Below are 20,308 nucleotides of genomic sequence, written 5' to 3'. Positions count from 1 at the left end.
GAGACAAAGCATAGCTTTGGCGGGGTGGGGTTCTTCAGGTTTAATAAGTAATCTAGCGGACATGATATGACTGGGTATTGGGGACTAGGGGCTAGGAACTGTAAAGCAGAAGATGAATAATCAATGCCCAATACTTCTCTACGAGACACTACGCGAACGCGGTTCCTGAACGTAGTCGTTCGCGCAGCGTCTCGTAGAGAAGGGCAGTAGAAGTGCCCCATGCCCAATCCCCAATGCCGTAACACGTTACGATCAATTAAGAAGTAATAATTTTTTACGGCAGTGCCAGGAGTCTTTTTATGTTCATTAATGAATTGTCACCTATATTCAGAGAATTTACTCAGCATCCAGTCTCATTTGTGGGTGGGTTATTCTCTGGTGTGCTTCGGCTCAATCTTGCAGACGATCCCGTTAAAAGCTGGCTGGATAAACAGATCCGCTCAAATAGTTACACTAGCAACACAACGGATGCACATAACGGCAAAGCCACTGGCCCTCAGCAGATTTCTATTGACTAAAAACTCCAACCATACATAGTTAAATTTACTACAGAACAGGAGTCAGTGCTGCCGACGCAGCACTGACTCCTAATTTCTACAATAATTATTTTATTTTTTGGAAGTTATTTACCCAAGAAAGGCAGAGGGCAGGAGGCAGGGAGGCAGATCGCTTTTAGCGTCTCCCCTTGGGAGAAGGCAGGAGGAAGAAAATATATTTTTTGCCCTCTGCCACAGGGTTTAAGAGCAACTAAATTTATTTACGGGGATTCCCTCCAGCAAGAACTGCCTTGTCTACGACACGCTGCGCGAACGTCCTCCGGCCTCCTTAAGTCGCTAAAGCATCTGTCTTAACATGAGTTGGGCAAACAACCCTGGTTGATTTGCCAAATCAGTAAAACTACCTTGCTGTACTACCTTGCCAGCTTGGAGTACGTAAATTCGGTCAGCATTTTGGATGGTACTAAGGCGGTGAGCGATCGCAATTCTTGTCACCTTTAACTGCTCTAAGCTTTGACTAACAATTGCCTGGGTTCTATTATCCAAGGCACTCGTCGCTTCATCAAATAGCAAAATCCGGGGTTTAAACGCCAACGCCCTCGCAATCAACAGCCGTTGTCGTTGTCCGCCAGAGAGATTACTACCTCCTTCACTCACCACTGTATGCATTTGCATTGGCATTGCGGCAACATCATCCGCGAAACCTGCCATCTGGGCTGCTTGCCAAGCTTCATCCATCGTCAGCACTGCGCCACTGGCAATGTTCTCAAAAATGGAGGCTGACATCAAGCGACTATTTTGTATGACAACACCTAATTGGCGGCGTACAGCATGGACATCCACAGAAGCTAAATCTTGCCCATCGTAGTAAATGCTGCCAGTTTTCGGGAATTCAAACCCTAAAAGTAATCTCAATAAAGTTGATTTACCACTACCAGAAGGCCCAACAATGGCAATAAATTCTCCGGGTTGGGCGTGGATGCTGACATCATCCAACGTTAAAGGCCCATCATCGCGGTAGCGGAAACTTACGTGGTCTACAACTAATTTACCTGATAGCCTTCCCGGATCTGCCTGACTGGAATTGATTTCTAGTTCCCCTTGAAGAATTGGCTGGGCCCTTTGCCACAAGGGTAAGACTTGCAAAACTTCCACTACTGTACTGCTCAAGCTCGTAACCCCGTGGATAAATGTACCAAAAGCCACGTTAAATGCTAAGAAAGTACCCGTAGATAAACTAGTCGCTCCTGGGGTTTGAGACTGTCCAATTAAGGTAGTAGCAAACCAGAAAATCGCCGCAGTAGTTAACACAGGTAACACTTGATTAATGACTGCAAGGCTATCTTCAATGCCTTGAGTACTCAACATTAGTTTCAGTTGATGGGTATATTTTTTTCCCCAGTAAGCAAAGGCGCGGGCTTCAGCTTTGGCAACTCGGAGTTTGGCTACTCCATTAATCAACTGCACCATCACGCCAAAGATTTGTCCTTCTTGTTCTAGTAGGGGACGAACTTTACGGACAATGAGCATACCGGAAATGATGGTGACGGCAATGTTTATCAGTGCTACCACACAAGCTATCAGAGCTAAATAAATACTGTAGTAAAACAACAGTCCCAGGTTCAGCAGGGAGAACATACTGGAAAAGATGGTTTTGAATACCGTATTACCCAATCTTTGGCGAATTTGACTAATAGCTGTGACTCTCGAATTTAAATCCCCAACCGAGAAGGAGCGAAAAAAAGTCGCCTTTAAGTTCAATAATCGATCCCAGACTGCGGCTTCAGTGGCAGAATCGGCAAAAGTTTCCAGCCGGATGGTAGCAAACCCAAGAGCTAATTGAAACAGCATTCCGCCAAAGGCAGCAGCTAGCAAACCGACAACAAGTTGGCTCAACAACCCCCGATTAGCATCTGGGATAGCTTTGTCGATGAGGATAGCTGTAGCTTGAGGCGTCAGCATTCCTAAAAGGCTGATGGTAATTCCCATCACTACAATTACAATTAGTTCTTTGGAATGTCCTTGTACGGCAAATTGAAGCAAATCAAAAGTTTTCAGCTGTTTATTCGGTAAAGGTCGATAGAATACATAGCCAGTGGGAGCGAGAGCTGCGGCAATTGGGGCATCTACATAGACGCGCTTCTGTTGCCAAGGAGCGTAGAGTTGATAACGAGTATCAGATATTGGTAACAGTGCCACTGGTAGGTTGTCCTGAAGCGTAAATGCCAACATTGGCCCGGAATCCTTTTGCCACCAGTTATCCCGCAACTGAATCCGCCGCACTCGAATATGTGAAGCGCGGGCGATCGCTTCTACAGGATCTTGCACTCGTTTCACGTCTTCTGACGCGGCTGGGGGACGAATCTCAACTCCTAAGGCTCGTCCCACTGCACCAGCAGCAACTAGCAAGGCTCGATCTGGGTGATTTGCATCGACACTATTACTGAATTCTGAGCTACTACTTAACCTGTTTAACTTTGGCTGTGGCAATACAGATGCTAGTTCTGCCAAAGTCTCTTGCATCACTTGCCTTTCAAGACTTTCCCTAGCTTCAAATCTGAGTAATTCTGCATCCATTTCCTGGCGTTGCAGCAGTTCAATGCAGTTCAGGAAATAAGTTTGTAGTTGAGACAAACCCCCTAACAAGCAATTCACATCTGAAATTTCTAAAGTGCTAACAGTTTTCAATTCAACTGTGTCACTTGCCTCTAGCCACATATTTGGATGTAGAGGTAATATCTCAGAGACAGGAGTTAACAGCAGATCGCCAAACCCCATCCATTTAGTACGCCCTTGGAGGATTTGCACCCATGATACATGACCCGGCGGTTGGAATATTTGGTTTTTAGCTAAGGAATAGTATTGAATTCCTTGGGGTAATAGTGGTGTCGTTGGGGTCGTGATACCTGCAATTACCGAACCTAATTGATAAATCCAGCCCTCTATGAAAGCTACTGCTTCTCTATTGGCATCAGCAAACAACTGATTAAACTCCGTTCTCGATACTTTCAGAAGTTCTGTTTCCTCAAGGAACACCGCTAAAATCTGGTGCTGCTTACCATCTAAACTTGGGGCAGTGCCAAACATCGCCTGTCCTGGGGTGCTGCTAAATAAGTAGCGACGAGTTCCTTCAGCAATGCCATCATTGAGAGCGATCGCAAATAGTGCCAAATACCCAGATTTTACTACCCAAATTGTCTGCGGATCGTTTAATAGTAGCGATTGATTACCCTGAAAACGATAGCATTCTCTCTGGTTTAAAGGGGAAAGGGGCAAAGGGGCAGAAGGAGACAAAAAAGTATTTTCTTCCCCTGCTCCCCCTGCCTCCCCTGCTTCCCCGTCTCCCTCGCTGCGAATCAACTGTAAATAAAGCCCCTCAATCTGTTGTAATTCCTCATGGGTTCCCCGTTGGACTATCTGGCCGCGATCGAGGACAATAATTTCATCGCAATCTCGGATAGTCGAAAGTCGATGCGCGACGATTATGCAAGTGCAACCGCGCAAACGCAGATTACGAGTCACATTTTTTTCGGTTTCAGCATCCAAGGCACTAGTAGCTTCATCCATCACCAGGATACTGGGATTATTCACCAAAGCACGGGCAATTTCCAATCGTTGCCGTTGACCACCGCTTAAATTGGTAGCACCTTCTAACAGGTCGGCACTATAGCCTCCTGGCAATGAGAGAATGACATCATGGACTGCTGCATCTTGACAAGCTCGCACGAGATGACTTTCGGGTATAGTAGTATCCCAAAGCGTTAAGTTGTCTCTGACACTGCCAGCAAACAACAAAATCTCTTGCTCTACCGCAGATATAGAATTGGCTAGTACTTGGCGGGAAATTTGCTCTTTGGGTTTACCGTCAAACAAAATTTCTCCCTGCCACGGTTGGTATAGCCCACATAAAAGTTTGGCAATAGTAGACTTACCAGAACCACTCCCACCCACCAAAGCAACTCGCTGTCCTGGCTGGAGTGAGAGACTAAAATTTTCAATCAGTGGTGGAGCAATTTTGCTATAGCCAAATGTCACATTGTCTAATTCAACATATCCCCGGAGTTTAAAAAGAGGGTTGAGGGATGAGGAGAACAAGGAAGAAGAATTTACTCCCATGTCTCCCCCTGCCTCCTCTGCCCCCCTGCCTCTTCCCTGCAACTGCGAATCAATGGGGTTACGCAAGACATCATCAAGGCGAGTCAAATTACCTTCCATCTCTTGTAGGTCACTTCCCAGGTTGACGAGATTACTTATCGGCTGGAAAAAATTTTGCATCATGCCGAGAAAGGCTATTAACATCCCGATGCTCATGGTTCCATCCATGACTCGCAAACCACCTACAGCCAAAAGCAGCATGGAAGCGATCGCAGACAAGAAATCTGGTAAAACTCCTAATGTCTGGTTTGTTGTCTCTAATTCTTGCTGGGTATTAATGGCTTTGGCATAGTAACCGGCCCATCGAGAGAAGAAATCTGACTCTAACCCAGAGGCTTTAAGTGTTTCCATACTCTGAAGACCAGAAATTGCAACGCCGCTAACTTTGCCATGTTCTTGGAGCAGTTTGATGTTGGCATCGACGCGCCGCCCTCTCACCCACTGTAAGGCAGCAAGGTTAACAGCGACAAAGGCGATCGCAATTAAGGTTAGCACTACATCATATTGCAGCATCACTACTACATACAGAAATATTGACGCTGTGGCGATCGCTGTAGTCGCTAATTTACCCGAAAGCATATTAGCTATACTGTCATTGAGTTGTACCCGGCTACTGATTTCTCCAGCAAACCGCTGATCGTAAAAACTCATGGGTAGGCGTAAAATATGCCAGAGAAATTTACTTTCCATACCCACCGACAACTTAATTTTCAGCTGACGCAAAAACTGTAACTGTAGCAGCGTCAAAAATCCATTGAGTCCGGCTGTGAAAATCATCCCTAAAATTAGGGGACGCAACCACTCATTCCGATGCCCAATTAATACGTTGTCTATAAATACTTGAGAAAATGCAGGTATGGCCAGTCCCGGAATTACCAACAAAAATCCTGCCACCACACAGTAGATCAATGCCCCAATCGAGCCTCGCAACCGCGACCATAAAGCGAGGATAGTGCTAGGTTTCCGTCCTCCTTCCTGAAATTCGGAACTCGGCTCTAAAGCTAGCACCACACCTGTGTAAGCACCGCTAAATTCTTCTAGAGAGACAGTGCGCCGCCCAGTAGCGGGGTCATTGAGATAAACTCGCTGTTTGCCAAATCCCTCTACTACTAGAAAATGGTTAAATTGCCAAAATACAATGAAGGGAAACTTTAACTGCGACAGGGCAGCTAAATTTGTTTTAAAGCTCTTAGCGGTTAATCGATAATTTCTGGCAGCCTTCAAAATATTTAACGCACTAACTCCATCGCGGGATACACCACACGCTTGTCGGAGTTCTGTCAGCGGCACAATGCGACCGTAGTAACTCAGAATAATTCCTAAAGCAGCAGCACCACACTCAACTACCTCCATTTGCAGCAGAGTTGGAGTGCGACACCGTTTGTTTTTAGGCTTTAGTAGGTTTTGCAGATTTCGCCACAATATCATAGGAGCAACGCGAAGAAGTGAAATCATCATTTATAGGGAATTGGGCACTTATACTGAGTTTCGACACTTCGACAAGCTCAGTGCATCGCTGCGCGGAAATCGAGCGAAGTCGAGATTCAACTACCGCGTAGTCGTTGGCATGGTAACAAAGCGTAGTCGTACCCCTCCGGGGAAGCAAGCTACGCGCAGCGTCTCGTAGAGAAGTGCTGCCTCTCCAAAAGTTGTATTGGGCATTAGGAATAGTGAATGAGTCTTTGAACTCCATTAATGAGCCTTTTATCTCCATTAATGAGCCTTTGAACTCCATTAATGAGCCTTTGAACTCCATTAATGAGCCTTTGAACTCCATTAATGAGCCTTTGAACTCCATTAATGAGCCTTTGAACTCCATTAATGAGCCTTTTAGCTCCATTAATGAGTCTTTGAACTCCATTAATGAGTCTTTGATACTCGTGAATAAGTTTTTTAACTCCACTTTTGCGCCCCTCCGCTCCCCTGCCCTTCTGCCCCTCTGCCCCTCTCTTACCTGCTCAATAAACCCCACTCCACGATCGCAAAATTGGCAGTACAAATGTAATTGGCGCACGTTCTTCGACGGTGACTTGTACAGAGGTAGTAGTTCCAGAAGTTACTTTCGTCTCTGGCCCTTTGGAAGAAGACCATTTGTAGCGGCTGACTGTGGAAGTGTCTGGTTGCAGTCGGGCGGTAATTAAAATCTGTGGTCCTTGTGACATCAAACCTTGGACGAATTCGGAACTGCCTACTACACTTAATGCACCTTCTTTCGTCACGGGAAAAGCTGAGACATCTGTGACAGCACCAATGATGCCACCAAAACGTTCCCGTTGCACTGTACTAGGTGTGACTTGTAATTTCATCCCTGGTTGAATTTGCTTACCATCACCAACGGGAAAAAATGCCACACTCTCCAGTTGCACTGATCGCTTTTGTGCGGCGATCGCTCCGATGGGTGTACCCTGTAAGACAACCTGCCCTGGTGTTGCTGAGATTTCTAAAACCCGTCCTGAGTAAGTGCTTTTGATTAAGCTGTTACTCGATAATTGCAGCGCCAATTGCGTAATATTCCGCCGCACTTCCTGAATTTCTTTCTTGCGGGTTGTTACGGCTTCTAAATCTTGTTGTGCCAATGTCGCTTGTTTACTATCTAGTTGCTTTAACTGGCTTTCTAAATCTTTGATTGAGTTGATATTTTCTAAATATTGGCGTTGGGCATCTGCTTCTTTGACATCCAATTGCTTGAGTTGGGATTCGGCTTCGTTAATTTGTCTGACAGCATTTAAGTAATCTTGCTGTGACTGTAGGACTGTATCCCCAGAAATCGCTCCCTCTCCTAATAGCTGCTTCCGGTTGTCTAATCTTTGTTTAAAAGTTGGCAGCAGTTCCCGCAAAGATTCAAGGCTTTGTATTTGGCTAGTGCGATCGCGTTGGATCGAGTTCAGCCCTTTTTCCCTTAAAATTGGCGTGAGTTTTTGTACTGTTTGGAGATTTTGCTGCAAACTTTGGCGTTGCTGTATCAGCGCCTGTTTATCTGCATTCTGCCGCAGTAGTTGCACTGAGTTAGCATCGCGATTCTCTTGCTGTAGTTGCTCTAGTTTTGAGCGTACTAACTGTAGCTGTTTCATCAGTTCGCTTTGGTCTAGAGTCGCCAGCACATCTCCTCTGTTGACAAAATCGCCAACCCGAACGTTGACTGTTCGCAATCTGCCTGCGATCGGTGACTGAAACGAAGTAATTGTACTGGGATAGACTATGATGCCAGTACCCATCACCGTAATTGGAATTCGACCTAAAAAACTCCAAGTCAGCCCAGATGCCACCAAGGAACCAACAGCAACTAGAGGTAGCCACTTTTTGGGGCTGACTACCTGCATAATTTGATCTAGTTCTTCTGGGGAAGAAATACGCTCTAAAGCTTCTTTACGGAATAGATTGTTTTTTTGATTAACCATCACAGACCATCCCAATTTGCATTGCAGTCAGAAGGAAATTGGGTATTAGGCTGAAAACTGATGAATAAAAAATTACCTTCCGCTTTCAGAGGAAGGCAGATATATTTTGTTTGCTTTGGGATATTAATATTCATATATAAAATTCAACCTACCATCTGATGAAAGGTCGAAAGCTGAGAAAATCAATTTTTGATTTTTGCGTAGACGAGGAGTAATTTCTGTTAAAGTAACGATTTTGTAATCTTTATATGAAAACATTGACGGGTAGGTAAGAAGTAAGGGATAATAATGAGTGGTCGCTTACTATTTGACCTTTCGTTTTTATCCGGCTTACACCCGCCAATGTTCGTGTAACGTTGTAGAAGGTTGTGATGCCAGAAATAGTCAGACCACTATGTTATAAGATGTCTGTAGCTTATTCGTAAGGGTCGTTTGTAGTCCTTTGTCAGTTGTTCGTAGCAATTGGCAAAGGATTACTGTTTAATAACTCTCTTAACGAAGTAATGCATAACTTACATGCTTGCTAGCTTAGTGTTGTTTTGATTTGTAATGATTATACAAATCATCATAGATAAATTTTTGGCAATACAAACCGTTAAAGTGACTTTTGGTTGAGGTATTAACTCAACATCAGCGTGCTATGGAGATAACCTAGCATCTATTGGTACTAGAAGCGCACACGGTCTCTGCTATTATCAATCCCTTGATTTGATTTTTGAATAACCTTAGCATCTCCTCCACCAATTGCTATTGCAACACCAATTTGATTGGATACTTGTACGTTCTTACCTTTGGTATTAACGTCAATTTTAGCCTTGGTATCGATATCTACATTTCCGCGTCCTCCGACAATTCCACTGATTTCTTCATCAGCTAACTCGGTCATGACTGCGAGTGTTTCTTGTTCAAGTGTTACAACTGACATCAAAATTCCTTCCTTGTACAAAATCGTTAAAGTAACTTTTGGTTGAGGTGGTAACTCAACATAAGCGTACTATGGAGATAACCTAGTACCTATTATTAATAGAAGTACACACGGTCTCTGCTATTATCAATCTCTTGATTTGAATTTTGATAAACCTTAGCATCTCCTCCACCAATCGCTGTTCCGTTACCAACTTGATTGGATACTTGTACGTTCTTACCTTTGGCATTAACGCCAACTTGAGTCTTGCTATTGACATCTACACCTCCGCGTCCTCCGACAATTCCACTGATTTCTTCATCAGCTAATTCGGTCATGACTACGAGTGTTTCTTGTTCAAGTGTTACAACTGACATAAAATTCCTTCCTTGTACAAAATCGTTAAACTAACTTTTGGTTGAGGTGGTAACTCAACATAAGCGTACTATGGAGATAACCTAGTACCTATTATTACCAGAAGTACACACGGTCTCTGCTATTATCAATCTCTTGATTTGAATTTTGATAAACCTTAGCATCTCCTCCACCAATCGCTGTTCCGTTACCAACTTGATTGGATACTTGTACGTTCTTACCTTTGGCATTAACGCCAACTTGAGTCTTGCTATTGACATCTACACCTCCGCGTCCTCCGACAATTCCACTGATTTCTTCATCAGCTAATTCGGTCATGACTACGAGTGTTTCTTGTTCAAATGTTACAACTGACATAAAATTCCTTCCTTGTAAAAAATGGTTTTAGAATAGTGAAATCTTTCTTTTGCTTAACCAAATAATAAAAATTATTAGACGCTTAGAATAATAAGTATCTGACAACTTTTATTATAAAATCTTTTGTTAAAACACACTAAATATAATATGAATAACGAAATTTATTTTTGGTTTGGTTTGTAATTTCACTATGTTTAAACAATACATTCTTTTTTTTAAAAAAAATATAAAGAAATGATAAAGTTAGCAGAAAGTTTTTAAAGATTAGTGTTTTAAGAAATATCAAATATCGGCATTAATTCAAATTAATAAAGGTAGGATAAGTTGATGCTGTATCTAAAAATAAAATTTTTTAAAATTACTATTAGGTATTACTAGGTATTACAAAACCTTGCAGAATAAGCGACGGATAACATATTAAATTATGCATAAAAGTAATATCCCCAACTTCTTTAGAAGTTGGGGATATGTACCTTCAAATGGGTACATAAACCGTGAGTTCAGTTTGATTTACCGTGAATGCTAAATAGATGAAGTCACTGTTGAATCTATTGTTTGTACTACTCCATTTATAAGCGAAAATCTTCTTCTTGTGCGTGTTCTTTGATTAGTCTTCGTATTTACAATGTCCTGATTTGAGTCTTGAACAGTAGCATCAGTTCCATCAGTTGAAGTCGCATTTATCTGTGATGAAAAATTCAAAACAATGTTTCCTCCCACGATTCCTTTTAATTCACTATCTATCAGTTCCTCGACAATAACTTTTCGATTACAGATAGATTTGAAACTCATTTGATTGATATTAGTCATAAATTTCTCCAGAAGTATGCAGACAATTTGTGTCTGAGATGTATTTACCAATAACAGTTTATTTAATAATTTGTCAACAGATTATAAAAAATATCTTACTTTTGGTAACTAACTTACTTTTCTCATTTTTTAGTTTTCATTTCTCCAATTTTTTCTAGTTGTATTATTAATTTTTCTACGATATAGCGCTTCTCGGTTGAGTCCAATACAGACCTAACCCCCAGCCCCTTCACTACTAGCGTTGGGGAGCAAGATTCAAAGCCTCTCTCCTTAAAGGAGAGAGGTTTTGAGAGAGGTAAGAGTGTATTGCATCCACGCGAGAACTGCTATATACAAGTTTAATACTATGACTTTTCATGAAAAAAGATTGTCAGCTAGTCTTTGCCATCCGACAAAAGTGAACTATCAATAAAAGCTATGAAAATCTTTGTTATACGCTTGCCAAACTACTGTTGATGTTGGCAGCATCACGCATCTTTATTACAGCACTGAACCGCTAAAATCTCAATTCTTTAATCTCAATTCAAAATTCTGGCACAAATAGATTCTTTGTGAACACAGAAAGAAGTGACATAAGAAAGTTCAGAAGTCAGATATTCTGACTTCTGACTACAGTACCCAACAATGAGGAGTGTATAATTGAGGTTATACTAAATATTGGTTGAGCGACAACGAAGGTGAATTTGTAGTATTTTATTAGGTCAACAAACTTTTATAAAAGTCACAACCTTTATAGGCTAATCTTTTTATAATAGCTGCTTCCCTGCTTTTATTTACTTCTCAAAAATCACCTTGAGTTATTTGACGATGCTGATTCGCTCAAATTCACCTCATGTATTAGAAATTAGATTTCTTACACTTTACTTTCGTCGAATTTAGCAGATCAATTACCTTAGGGAGTCGTTGAAAGCTGTCCAGTAACTATATCAAGAGATGTGCCCACGTTTCCGAGTAAACCGCCCACTACATCTCCGAGTAAAAATGCGAAAAATCCTCCTCCCGCTACTCCTTCTAATTCTTCCTCGCTAATTTCCTCCAAAATAATTTCTTGATTGCTGAGTTGTGTCAAGTTCTTATCGTTAGTCATAATTTTCTCCAGAAAGTACGTAGGTGTTTGTTCCTTGGATGTACTTACAAATATCAATTTACTCAATATTTTGTCAATGCAAAATAAGAAAGATCCTACTTTTCCCACTTAACCTACTTAACCTACCTTTTCCCACTTTTTAACTTTTCTCCCTATATTTTCACGATGTCCAATATCTGATAAAACCGCAAAAATCTCATACCAAAGTAGGATGTTTTATATAAAATTTTGATAGTTTAAGTAAGAGAGCTTTTGCACACATGGAAAAAGCATGATCTATTCGCGCAGCGCCTCGTAAGAGGTGGACACAAAGAAAGAAGTTAAAAGGGTTTGGCGCAGCCTCACAAAGAAATGGTAGGGAGCATCCCACTTTTTTGCCTGTCATTGCGAGCGCAACGAAGTGGAGCGTGGCAATCCCATCAACTGTTGCTTAGTAAGAGATTGGGGGATTGCTTGTCTGCGACACGCACTTGCGTTCGTCGTCCCTCCTCTCTACGAGACGCTGTTCGCGTTCGCAATGACAAGTTATTCTCTGATCGCAAAGTAAAAACTGGGATGCACCCGAAATGGTATTACTCCTGTAAAGCGGCAAGCTATGTAGAGAGTGTCATGATTTAACTGCGTTGCCAAATTTTAATTGTCTTATCCAAACTCCCACTGACTAACATCTCACCGGAAGCTGTGAAGGCTAATGCTGTGACTATATTCCCATGACCTGTAAATGTACCCAGCAATTCCCCGGTTTGTAAATGCCACAACTTGATAGTTTTATCAGCACTACCGCTGGCGATAATTTGTCCATCGGGACTTAAAGCGATCGCATATACCCTATCTCGATGTCCTTTAAGGGTATGAAGTAATTCCCCAGTCTCTAATTGCCAAACTTTAATCGTTTGATCCCAGCTACCACTCACGAGCAGTTTACCATCTGCACTGATTGCTAAGGAACAAACGATGTGAGAATGACCCATGAGGATATGCAGTGGTTGTGCATCTTTTAAACTTTTGATTCCCGTTTGGGGTGAGGTGCGCCAAACTTTGATTTTGCGGTAGCTACCTGTAACTAGAGTTTCGCCGTCTCGACTTAAAACTAGGGAATGAGCAGCTGTATCATCTAAGGAAAGTGCGATCGCAACCTGACGTTGCATCAAATCCCAAAACAGAATTTTTCTGTCATCTCCGCCTGTTGCTAACATTCTGCCATCTGGGGTGAAAGCAGCACACCGCACTACCCCATTATGTTTGTGCAAAATATCTATCAAGTCTAAAGCGCCTACGTGCCAAAGCTTAATTGTCGAATCTGCACCGCAACTCACTAAAGTCTGTCCATCTGAACTAAAAGCTAGGGAATTCACTTCATCCACCAGCCCAGATATTACCCAAGGATACTCTGATAAGGTCTCTATTAATTCACCCTTGCTTAAATCCCAGAGTTTAGTTTCTCCACGACTACCACTTGCCAATATGGGTAAGGCTTTGCCATTGTTGCACGCGGAACTGAAAGCTAGGCAATTAATGCCTCTGGTATGTCCTTGCAAAGTCTGCCAGCATTCCCAGTCACCGACTATACCTTTGAGACAATGTTCTGATGGTAGAGTCTCTATTGTATCTGCGATCGCTCTCTCGTTAATTACTGGCGATGTGTCTTTTTTACCCATAAGTGATTCTAAATACCAGTTCAACCCTCCCGCATATAACAAATTACTCGGAGTGACATAAAGTTTTGGTTCGCTAAACTCAAGCTGATTTGTAGGTAAAAACCCTGTTATTATGCTTTGTTTTTCGTAACCTAAATTACCTGTTGATGGATAAAACAAACACAGAAAAATTAATACTTGGTGATTTTTTAAATCTTCTTGAGTAACAGACCACCTAATTTTGTCTTTCTTAATACCATTAAAACTTTCTCCATCAGCAACGTAAACTTGAACACTTACCTGAGGATGATTTTTGATCGTATAAGGAAATTTACTTTCGCCACCCAAATTTCCTTCATCATCTAGAATCATGGTTTGCAAAGTATCTTGTGACACCTTTTTTACTAACTTGCCCAAGCGTTCAGTTATTACCCCGTCAACAATATGTTCCCGTAAAAGATAATCTTGGGCTTGTTGTTGGAAGTATTTGGGAAAAGGTATCGTCCAGTCAGGAGGCTCAGGATATTCCGGCGGCGTCGGCGGCGGATTTTTGGCGAGAACTTCTGCTTGTTGGCGAGAAAGTTCTTGGAGTCTAGCCAAAGGCTCGCCCCAAAAGGCCATAACTTCAGTGTGACAACCTTTAACTTGACTTTCCAGCAAAGATAAGTCATAAGTCTTAGGTTTTTTCACACGTTGAAGGAAGTCAGTTTGTTGAGCTTTGAGTAAGCTAATCCAATCCATCTACATTCCTACGGCAAACTATTGCATACCTACGGTAAGCTATACAAATGCAATTACTCAAGTTTATAACCTTAGTTAATTAAAAATTCAGTAATATTAACAGTCTAATAAAACACAGCCATTGACAAATGTTTCCGTGAAATAGATAGATGGATAGTACTTAGACATTTCATGAACTGATGCGTTGAAGTATATAGAATTAGATGATATCAGTCAATTCTAACGGAGATGGATAAAGAGATACTGTTTCCCTAGAAACACTTCTAGCTGTAAAAGAAAGTTGAATTTGAGACGGATCAAAGATTACAGTAACGTTAAGTCAGCAAATAGCTAGATAAAAATAACCTAGTAACGATAATTCTCCGAAATATCGTCTGAAATCGAAATAAATGGTGAAGATTGGCTTATTTTAACCTTTGCGTTTTGGTTGTCTGGGTGTAGTACTTACATCAGAGGAGTCACCAAAAGTATCCCTTGCTTCGATCTGTTTAATTTTCATTTGCAAGTTCAAGTCATCACTGCTAACAATTGTTTCTAAATTCGCTAATCTCTGCTCTAGCAGTTCTATTTGCTGCTGTTGCAAATAGTTAGTTTTTGATTTTTTGTCATCAGAACGCCAAACTGCAACTGTACCAACAGCTGCGCCACCAATAGCAACTAAAGGAAGAATAGCACCGCTTCTAGTAACGGCTGACAATGGTACGCAAACTCCCAGAATGGCTACTGTAATTACCCAAATTCTTGTAGTGGCAGATAATCTGACATCTTGGTATGGTTCTACATTGGGTTGAGATTTTTTAGCCATAAGTAAATCCATTGAAAAGTTATTTGCTACATTGACATAATTGCTGATTAAAATACTTCCTACCATTGGGTTAGGTATAATTGCTATCTTATATATTTTTGTAATTATAGTTACTCAGTTATTTGCGATCGCTAGATTGGGATTTTACCAGACTCGCTACCACTTCTACTGATGGGAGGAACCTAGGATGTAGTTATTGTAAACAACAGCGCGCTACGGTGTAAGTTTATTGACACTTATGTTCGCCACCAACCATAAGCATCTCAGGGACTTGAGCAATTGTCTGATAAAATCCTTTGAGCGTAAGTAGTTAAGTTTATTATGACAAGTGCATCTTATATTTTTCTGGCTGGAGCAAGTCGCGGTGTTGGTCGAGAAATTGCTCAATATCTCACAGCACAACAGCTAAAAGTCAAAGCACTCTTGAGAACAACAGTTGCTAGTGAAATAGAAACAATGGGTATTGAAGTAGTTCAGGGAGATGCCTTGAATCTTGGCGATGTAGAACGCGCAATGCTGACAGATAAAGCTATTCACACCGTTATCAGTACAATTGGCGGTTTACCATCAGATGTAGAAAGACCGGATTACCCTGGTAATAGAAATCTGATTGATGTAGCAATTAAAGCTGGGGTGCAAAAGTTTATTCTTGTATCTTCCATCGGTGCTGGCAATAGTGTTGTTGCTGCCTCACCCCAAGTTTTAGAGGTACTGGGAAAAGTTTTAGCTGAGAAAGACAAAGCCGAACAACACTTAATTGCCAGTGGACTTACCTATACAATCATCCGTCCTGGTGGACTAAAGTCAGAACCAGCAACGGGTAATGGCGTTTTAACCGAAGATCCGCACATTATTGGTAGCATTAATCGTGCAGATGTGGCGCAGTTAGTTGGTCGCTGTTTAAATAGCCAACGCGCCAATAATAAAATATTGTCAGCCGTAGACCGAAATATGCTGTTCGGACAAAGAGAATTTGCCGAATTTACTTTGGAGTAATTTAAGCACGCCAGCGGAGTATTTGACTCTTGACAGGATTGACAAATTCTCGTCCTTCAGCAACAGATCGAGCATACTCCCGCTTTAACTGGTAATACCACTGTGCCTGCATATCTGAGTCTTTAATCAGCCGTAGCACAGGGTTATATTTCAAACCAATCTGCTGCTTTTCTACCACCGTTCGGTCTTGGCCAATGAAAGTCCGCGCCAGGACGTGTAGCAGTGGCTTGAAAAATCCCACCCAAGGAAGTGTCCAGTAAAGAGCAAAAGTTACCTCCGTTTCTGTGTCTGAAATTGGTGTAACTGCCGTCAAATTAACGACTCGATTATTACCAATGGTGGTTTCCTCGATTCTAACTCCAGGTAAACGAAAAGAAATCTCCGTTTCCGGGACACCACCGCCAATCAGCCAATATAAACGACCCCCATTTGCTGGTAATCGGTGTCGTCGCATCGTGAAACCGTAGGGCGAAGCATCAAATTGCTTCACTTCCTCATGCAATTGCTCATTTCGCCACCACCAAGCACGATGAACATAAGGTGAATGAGCCGGGTCCATCAGACCTACCACTGCATGATCTATAAAACAAGGAAATTTTACCACCTCTACGAACTGGTGAGAGCGATCGCCAAACCCTGGGATTACCGGAATTTCCATCTCAGAAGCCGGTTGAGGGTTATCGGGATCGGGCATATATATCCAGATATTTCCTTGGGCTTCGCGGATTGTGTATGACTGCACGTCAAAGCGACTCAAATCCATTTGCTGCTCCTCTACAAGAGAAGGTATCGCAGTACAGCGCCCAGCAGAGTTAAAGCGCCAACCGTGGTAACAGCATTCAACTTCTTGCCCATTGAATCTCCCACAACTCAAGGGCACACCACGATGGGGACAAATGTCCGTCATTGCAGACACTTTGCCATCCTGGCTACGAACTAACAGCACCGGTTCTCCTAAGAAAATGCGGCTGATCATCATACCTGGCTTGATTTGATCGCTAGGCAGAGCATAGTACCAAGTATTACGTAATACAAAATTATCGTTATTTTTCATAACTAATGGCCTCTGCCTTTGACACAACGAAAGTCCTGGTTTGTGGAAAGGAAGGTGATGCTTGAAAACATTCTTTCAGGTTTTTAATTGCTGTAGGTAAGTTTAACTGATGTACTTATTAGTCGTGTTCGTAATTCTCTCAGATTTAGGTTGCTCAGAGAGGATTGCAGGTTTGAGATTGCATTATTCGCCAGAAATTTGTACAAATACTGTTCTTTTACGCGGGCCATCCAACTCAAAAAACAACACAGATTGCCAAGTTCCCAAAGCTAATTTACCATCCACAATGGGAATTATCTCACTAGTGTTCAGCATCATTGCCATTAAATGAGAGTGAGCATTAATCGGCTCATCTTCTGGGACATCTCTTAAATGCAAGTCATTATGCAAATAGCTGTCTGATTCTGGTGCTATTTTTTGCAAGAATACTTTTATATCTTCTAATAAACTGACTTCATTTTCGTTGATAGATAACGCTGTTGTAGTGTGTTGAGAAAATACTAAAACTTGTCCATTTTTAATTGATGTTGAGGCAATAAAATCTTGAATTTGTGGGGTAATATGATGAATATTAATTTTTGGCTCAGTTTCAATTTCAATTAACTTATGAATAGTTGGCATCTGTTGAATTTTATATTTGGGATTGCAGGCAGGAGGCAGGTGGTCACTGAGCGTAGCCGAAGTGAGGCAGGAATTGAATGACTTTTAACTCCTAACTATAGTTTCCAAACCTTGTACTAATCTTTCTATCCCTTCTTTTGCCGTCTCTTTTTGCAACGCCCCATAGGCGACGCGTAGATAGCATCCGTCATCTATGCCAAAGGTTGTACCTGGAATAACTGCTACTTTATGTTCTTGGATCAGTCTTTTGACTAACTCAAAAGCATCCATCTGGGTATGAACTTTCAGGAAAAAATAGAAAGCGCCATTGGCAGGGATAATACTACATAAGCCTTGTAGACGATTAAGGGAGTCTAATACTAGTTGGCGTACCTGAGCGATGCCTACGGCGGGCTGCGCCAACGCTCCTATATGACTCTTCAAATAATCCTCTTTTGCCTGCAATGCCCCTAAAGCTGCATATTGAGAAATGACTGGCGGACAAATCAAAATTGTATCCTGGACTTTTTTAACAGCGACAAGTAAGTGTTTAGGAATCACCATGTAGCCAATGCGCCAACTCGCAAAACCGTATGCTTTAGAAAAGCTATACAGAGAAATGGTGTACTCGCTGCTATTACCAAATGAGCCAGGTGAAACGTGTTTTACACCGTTATATGTAAAGTATTCATAAGCTTCATCGCTGATGTGGTAAATACTGTGAATAGCACAAATTTGATTTACTTGGCGCAATGCGGCTTCAGAATAGACAACTCCAGTGGGATTATTTGGTGAAATCGTCACTACAGCCCGTGTTTTAGGAGTAATTGCTTGAGCGATCGCTTCTTTTCGCAGTTGGTAATTTTCATCAGTCGCCACTAATACCGCACGACAACCAGCCATTGCGATCGCCATTTCGTGGTTGAAGTAGTAGGGCGTATTCAGAATAATTTCGTCGCCTGGGTTAGTAATAGCAAGAATGGTATTCATAAATCCCATATTGCTTCCTGCTGTCACAACGATGCAGTTTTCCCCGTTGATTTCAATCCCGTTGAAGGCTTGCAATTTTACCGCAAGTGCTGTGAGTAAAGGGGGAATTCCCTCAACTGATTTGTATAAATTATTGGCGGGTTCGGCTAAGAATTTGGTTAAAAATTCTATCGCTTCATGTGGTGGGTTGTAAAAAACAACACCTTGTCCTAGAGAGATGGTTCCAGGAGAGTTGTTAATCAGTTCCCCAACCACAGGAATAATTGGCGATTGTACCGCCTGCATACGAGAGGTTAGGGATTCCATATTTTCTTGCCTATGTACCTGCTTTTAGTATCTCTTAGTAGGTGAACAATCAACTAGTACAGCATGGTGGAAATAAACCACCCCTGACGCTCGATGACTCACCATCGCTTAAATTTAATATTTTAGGAGTTAATCTAGCCACATCCTGATTCCTCGATCCGCGCCCCAAAATGGATGGGTTTTAACCTGATTATGTATTCTCTCACCAATATGGTCTGTTTATTTCCGCCGACCTATACTGCGTTCTAGTACTGATTTAAATATCAAGTTAATAGATGTATAACAATCCATTTTCTACATTTAATTTTAGGGTTGTATGAGTATAAAATCCGATATTTATGTTGTTTTTTGCTGTATACATCTCTTTTCTTTAATCTATCTATACCTTTAAAATGGTATTCTAAAGTCAATCAATTAGGTTTCTTTAAACAGACTTCAATAAAATTTCGACTATGGTTTACAGACACTTTACACAGAATTTAAGCTTAATTGATATTAGTAGATATCTATCTTTTGGCGTATTAAGGTAGAATGCAATTACAAAACGAAAGCTTAGATACTGTTAATTAATAAAATAATGTTTATTTCACAACGTGGCATTATCACCTATGCTTACGGAGCATCTTATTATCTTGAAATGGCAAAGTCATTAGCACGTTCTCTACGGCTTCATTCACCAAATGTTCCGCGTGCTATTGTTACCGATCGTGAGAATGATAAAGATTTACTAGAGCTTTATGATTGCGTTATAAACATTAGAGATGAATACGGTTCTAACGTAAAACAAAAGCTTCATGTCTATGATTATTCTCCATTTAAATATACAGTTTGTATTGATAGTGATTGCATAGCAGTAAGGGATATTAACTTTATTTTTGATGATTTTAAAGGTAAAAGTTTTAGTGTGGCAGGTAATGTATATCTTCAAGCAGGCGATAAAGATACATTCATTGATGTAGATGACACACTCAAACGATTTAATCTAACAAAATTACCTAGATTTAATGGAGGTCTCTATTATTTTGAAAAAAACGATACTGCTAAGGCCTTTTTTGAAACAGCACTAGAATTGGCAAAGGATTGGCAAAAGCTAGGTATTAGCGAATTTCGTGGTGATGGTCCTAATGATGAACGTATTTTTGGTCTAGCTATGATGCTACACAATCAAAGTATGTTTGAAGATAATGGTCAGATGATGCGAACACCTATAGGTCTTCGTGGTTCTTTTAATATAGATGCTATTAAAGGTCAATCGACTTTTCAAAAATACAATCAGGTGGTGTCTCCTGCTCTTGTACACTTTGCCTGCGTTTGGGGAGAGCATCCCATATATCATCGTGAGGTAACAAAGTTAAAAAACCTAGAGAAAGGTTCCACTAAGCAGATTAATTATAATATATTTTCCGCAATTAAATATAAGTTTGGCTATCAGATTGCTTTCTTAAGATATATAGCTAAACGTGTACCTAAAAATCCTAAATATATTCAAGCTAGAGTGAAAAAACTTTTGATACAATTGGCTGAGTTGGTTAAAGCTAAATATAGAATTGAGCCAGTTCAGAGCAAATAAATTTTGCTAAAACTCTGCATTCTTTT

Annotated in this window: 16 protein-coding genes; 3 read left to right on the top strand and 13 right to left on the bottom strand. The window is 41.2% G+C overall.

Translation table 11 applies throughout. The features are described 5' to 3' along the window. The first annotated feature begins 299 nt into the window (after nt 1-299). Complete coding sequence (locus V7K44_RS15855; protein WP_334932909.1) at nt 300-518, top strand: hypothetical protein; 219 nt, start codon at nt 300-302, stop codon at nt 516-518. A gap of 315 nt (nt 519-833) precedes the next feature. Here the strand turns inward: V7K44_RS15855 and V7K44_RS33210 are convergent, their stop codons facing one another. The 10 genes from V7K44_RS33210 to V7K44_RS15800 form a co-directional block, all read right to left on the bottom strand. Further along, on the bottom strand, nt 834-6,080 hold the full coding sequence (locus tag V7K44_RS33210) for an NHLP family bacteriocin export ABC transporter peptidase/permease/ATPase subunit (RefSeq protein WP_442940696.1): 5,247 nt from the start codon (nt 6,078-6,080) through the stop codon (nt 834-836). Beyond that, nucleotides 6,040-6,513 carry a hypothetical protein gene (locus tag V7K44_RS15840; protein ID WP_334932908.1) on the bottom strand — a complete coding sequence of 158 codons (474 nt, stop codon included), beginning with the start codon at nt 6,511-6,513 and terminating at the stop codon, nt 6,040-6,042. The genes V7K44_RS33210 and V7K44_RS15840 overlap by 41 nt, the downstream gene beginning before the upstream one ends. 97 nt (nt 6,514-6,610) lie before the next feature. Next, a complete protein-coding gene (locus tag V7K44_RS15835) occupies nt 6,611-8,050 on the bottom strand; it encodes an NHLP bacteriocin system secretion protein (protein WP_334932907.1) in 1,440 nt (479 codons plus the stop codon). 667 nt (nt 8,051-8,717) lie between these two features. Further along, nucleotides 8,718-8,975, bottom strand: coding sequence for a hypothetical protein (locus V7K44_RS15830; RefSeq protein ID WP_334932906.1), 258 nt, complete (start codon nt 8,973-8,975; stop codon nt 8,718-8,720). A 95-nt stretch (nt 8,976-9,070) separates the two neighbouring features. Next, nucleotides 9,071-9,331, bottom strand: a complete 261-nt coding sequence (locus V7K44_RS15825; protein WP_334932905.1) for a hypothetical protein — start codon at nt 9,329-9,331, stop codon at nt 9,071-9,073. A 94-nt stretch (nt 9,332-9,425) separates the two neighbouring features. Then, nucleotides 9,426-9,686, bottom strand: coding sequence for a hypothetical protein (locus tag V7K44_RS15820; RefSeq protein ID WP_334932904.1), 261 nt, complete (start codon nt 9,684-9,686; stop codon nt 9,426-9,428). Nucleotides 9,687-10,208: 522 nt separating this feature from the next. Continuing rightward, nucleotides 10,209-10,496 (bottom strand): hypothetical protein, encoded by a 288-nt coding sequence (locus V7K44_RS15815; protein ID WP_334932903.1) that lies wholly within the window; start codon nt 10,494-10,496, stop codon nt 10,209-10,211. An 892-nt stretch (nt 10,497-11,388) separates the two neighbouring features. Beyond that, a complete protein-coding gene (locus V7K44_RS15810; protein WP_334932902.1) occupies nt 11,389-11,583 on the bottom strand; it encodes a hypothetical protein in 195 nt (64 codons plus the stop codon). 614 nt (nt 11,584-12,197) lie between these two features. Then, nucleotides 12,198-13,961 carry a WD40 repeat domain-containing protein gene (locus V7K44_RS15805; RefSeq protein WP_334932901.1) on the bottom strand — a complete coding sequence of 588 codons (1,764 nt, stop codon included), beginning with the start codon at nt 13,959-13,961 and terminating at the stop codon, nt 12,198-12,200. Between the two features lie 409 nt (nt 13,962-14,370). Beyond that, nucleotides 14,371-14,766 carry a hypothetical protein gene (locus tag V7K44_RS15800; protein ID WP_334932900.1) on the bottom strand — a complete coding sequence of 132 codons (396 nt, stop codon included), beginning with the start codon at nt 14,764-14,766 and terminating at the stop codon, nt 14,371-14,373. A 321-nt stretch (nt 14,767-15,087) separates the two neighbouring features. On the opposite strand from V7K44_RS15800, the gene V7K44_RS15795 reads away from it, so the two are divergent. Continuing rightward, nucleotides 15,088-15,762: an SDR family oxidoreductase gene (locus V7K44_RS15795; RefSeq protein ID WP_334932899.1), complete on the top strand. Its 675-nt coding sequence runs from the start codon at nt 15,088-15,090 to the stop codon at nt 15,760-15,762. Between the two features lies 1 nt (nt 15,763). On the opposite strand, the gene V7K44_RS15790 is transcribed toward V7K44_RS15795, so the two are convergent. The 3 genes from V7K44_RS15790 to V7K44_RS15780 form a co-directional block, all read right to left on the bottom strand. Continuing rightward, entirely contained in the window at nt 15,764-16,816 is a 1,053-nt protein-coding gene (locus V7K44_RS15790; RefSeq protein WP_334932898.1) for an aromatic ring-hydroxylating dioxygenase subunit alpha, read from the bottom strand. Nucleotides 16,817-16,999: 183 nt separating this feature from the next. After that, complete coding sequence (locus tag V7K44_RS15785; RefSeq protein ID WP_334932897.1) at nt 17,000-17,437, bottom strand: secondary thiamine-phosphate synthase enzyme YjbQ; 438 nt, start codon at nt 17,435-17,437, stop codon at nt 17,000-17,002. A gap of 84 nt (nt 17,438-17,521) precedes the next feature. Beyond that, entirely contained in the window at nt 17,522-18,712 is a 1,191-nt protein-coding gene (locus tag V7K44_RS15780; protein WP_334932896.1) for a pyridoxal phosphate-dependent aminotransferase, read from the bottom strand. A 577-nt stretch (nt 18,713-19,289) separates the two neighbouring features. Between V7K44_RS15780 and V7K44_RS15775 the strand changes: the two genes are divergently transcribed. After that, on the top strand, nt 19,290-20,282 hold the full coding sequence (locus tag V7K44_RS15775) for a hypothetical protein (RefSeq protein ID WP_334932895.1): 993 nt from the start codon (nt 19,290-19,292) through the stop codon (nt 20,280-20,282). Nucleotides 20,283-20,308: the final 26 nt, after the last annotated feature.

Source organism: Nostoc sp., from assembly GCF_036917235.1.
Lineage (GTDB): Bacteria > Cyanobacteriota > Cyanobacteriia > Cyanobacteriales > Nostocaceae > Nostoc.
This window is presented reverse-complemented; position numbering and strand designations above follow the sequence as displayed.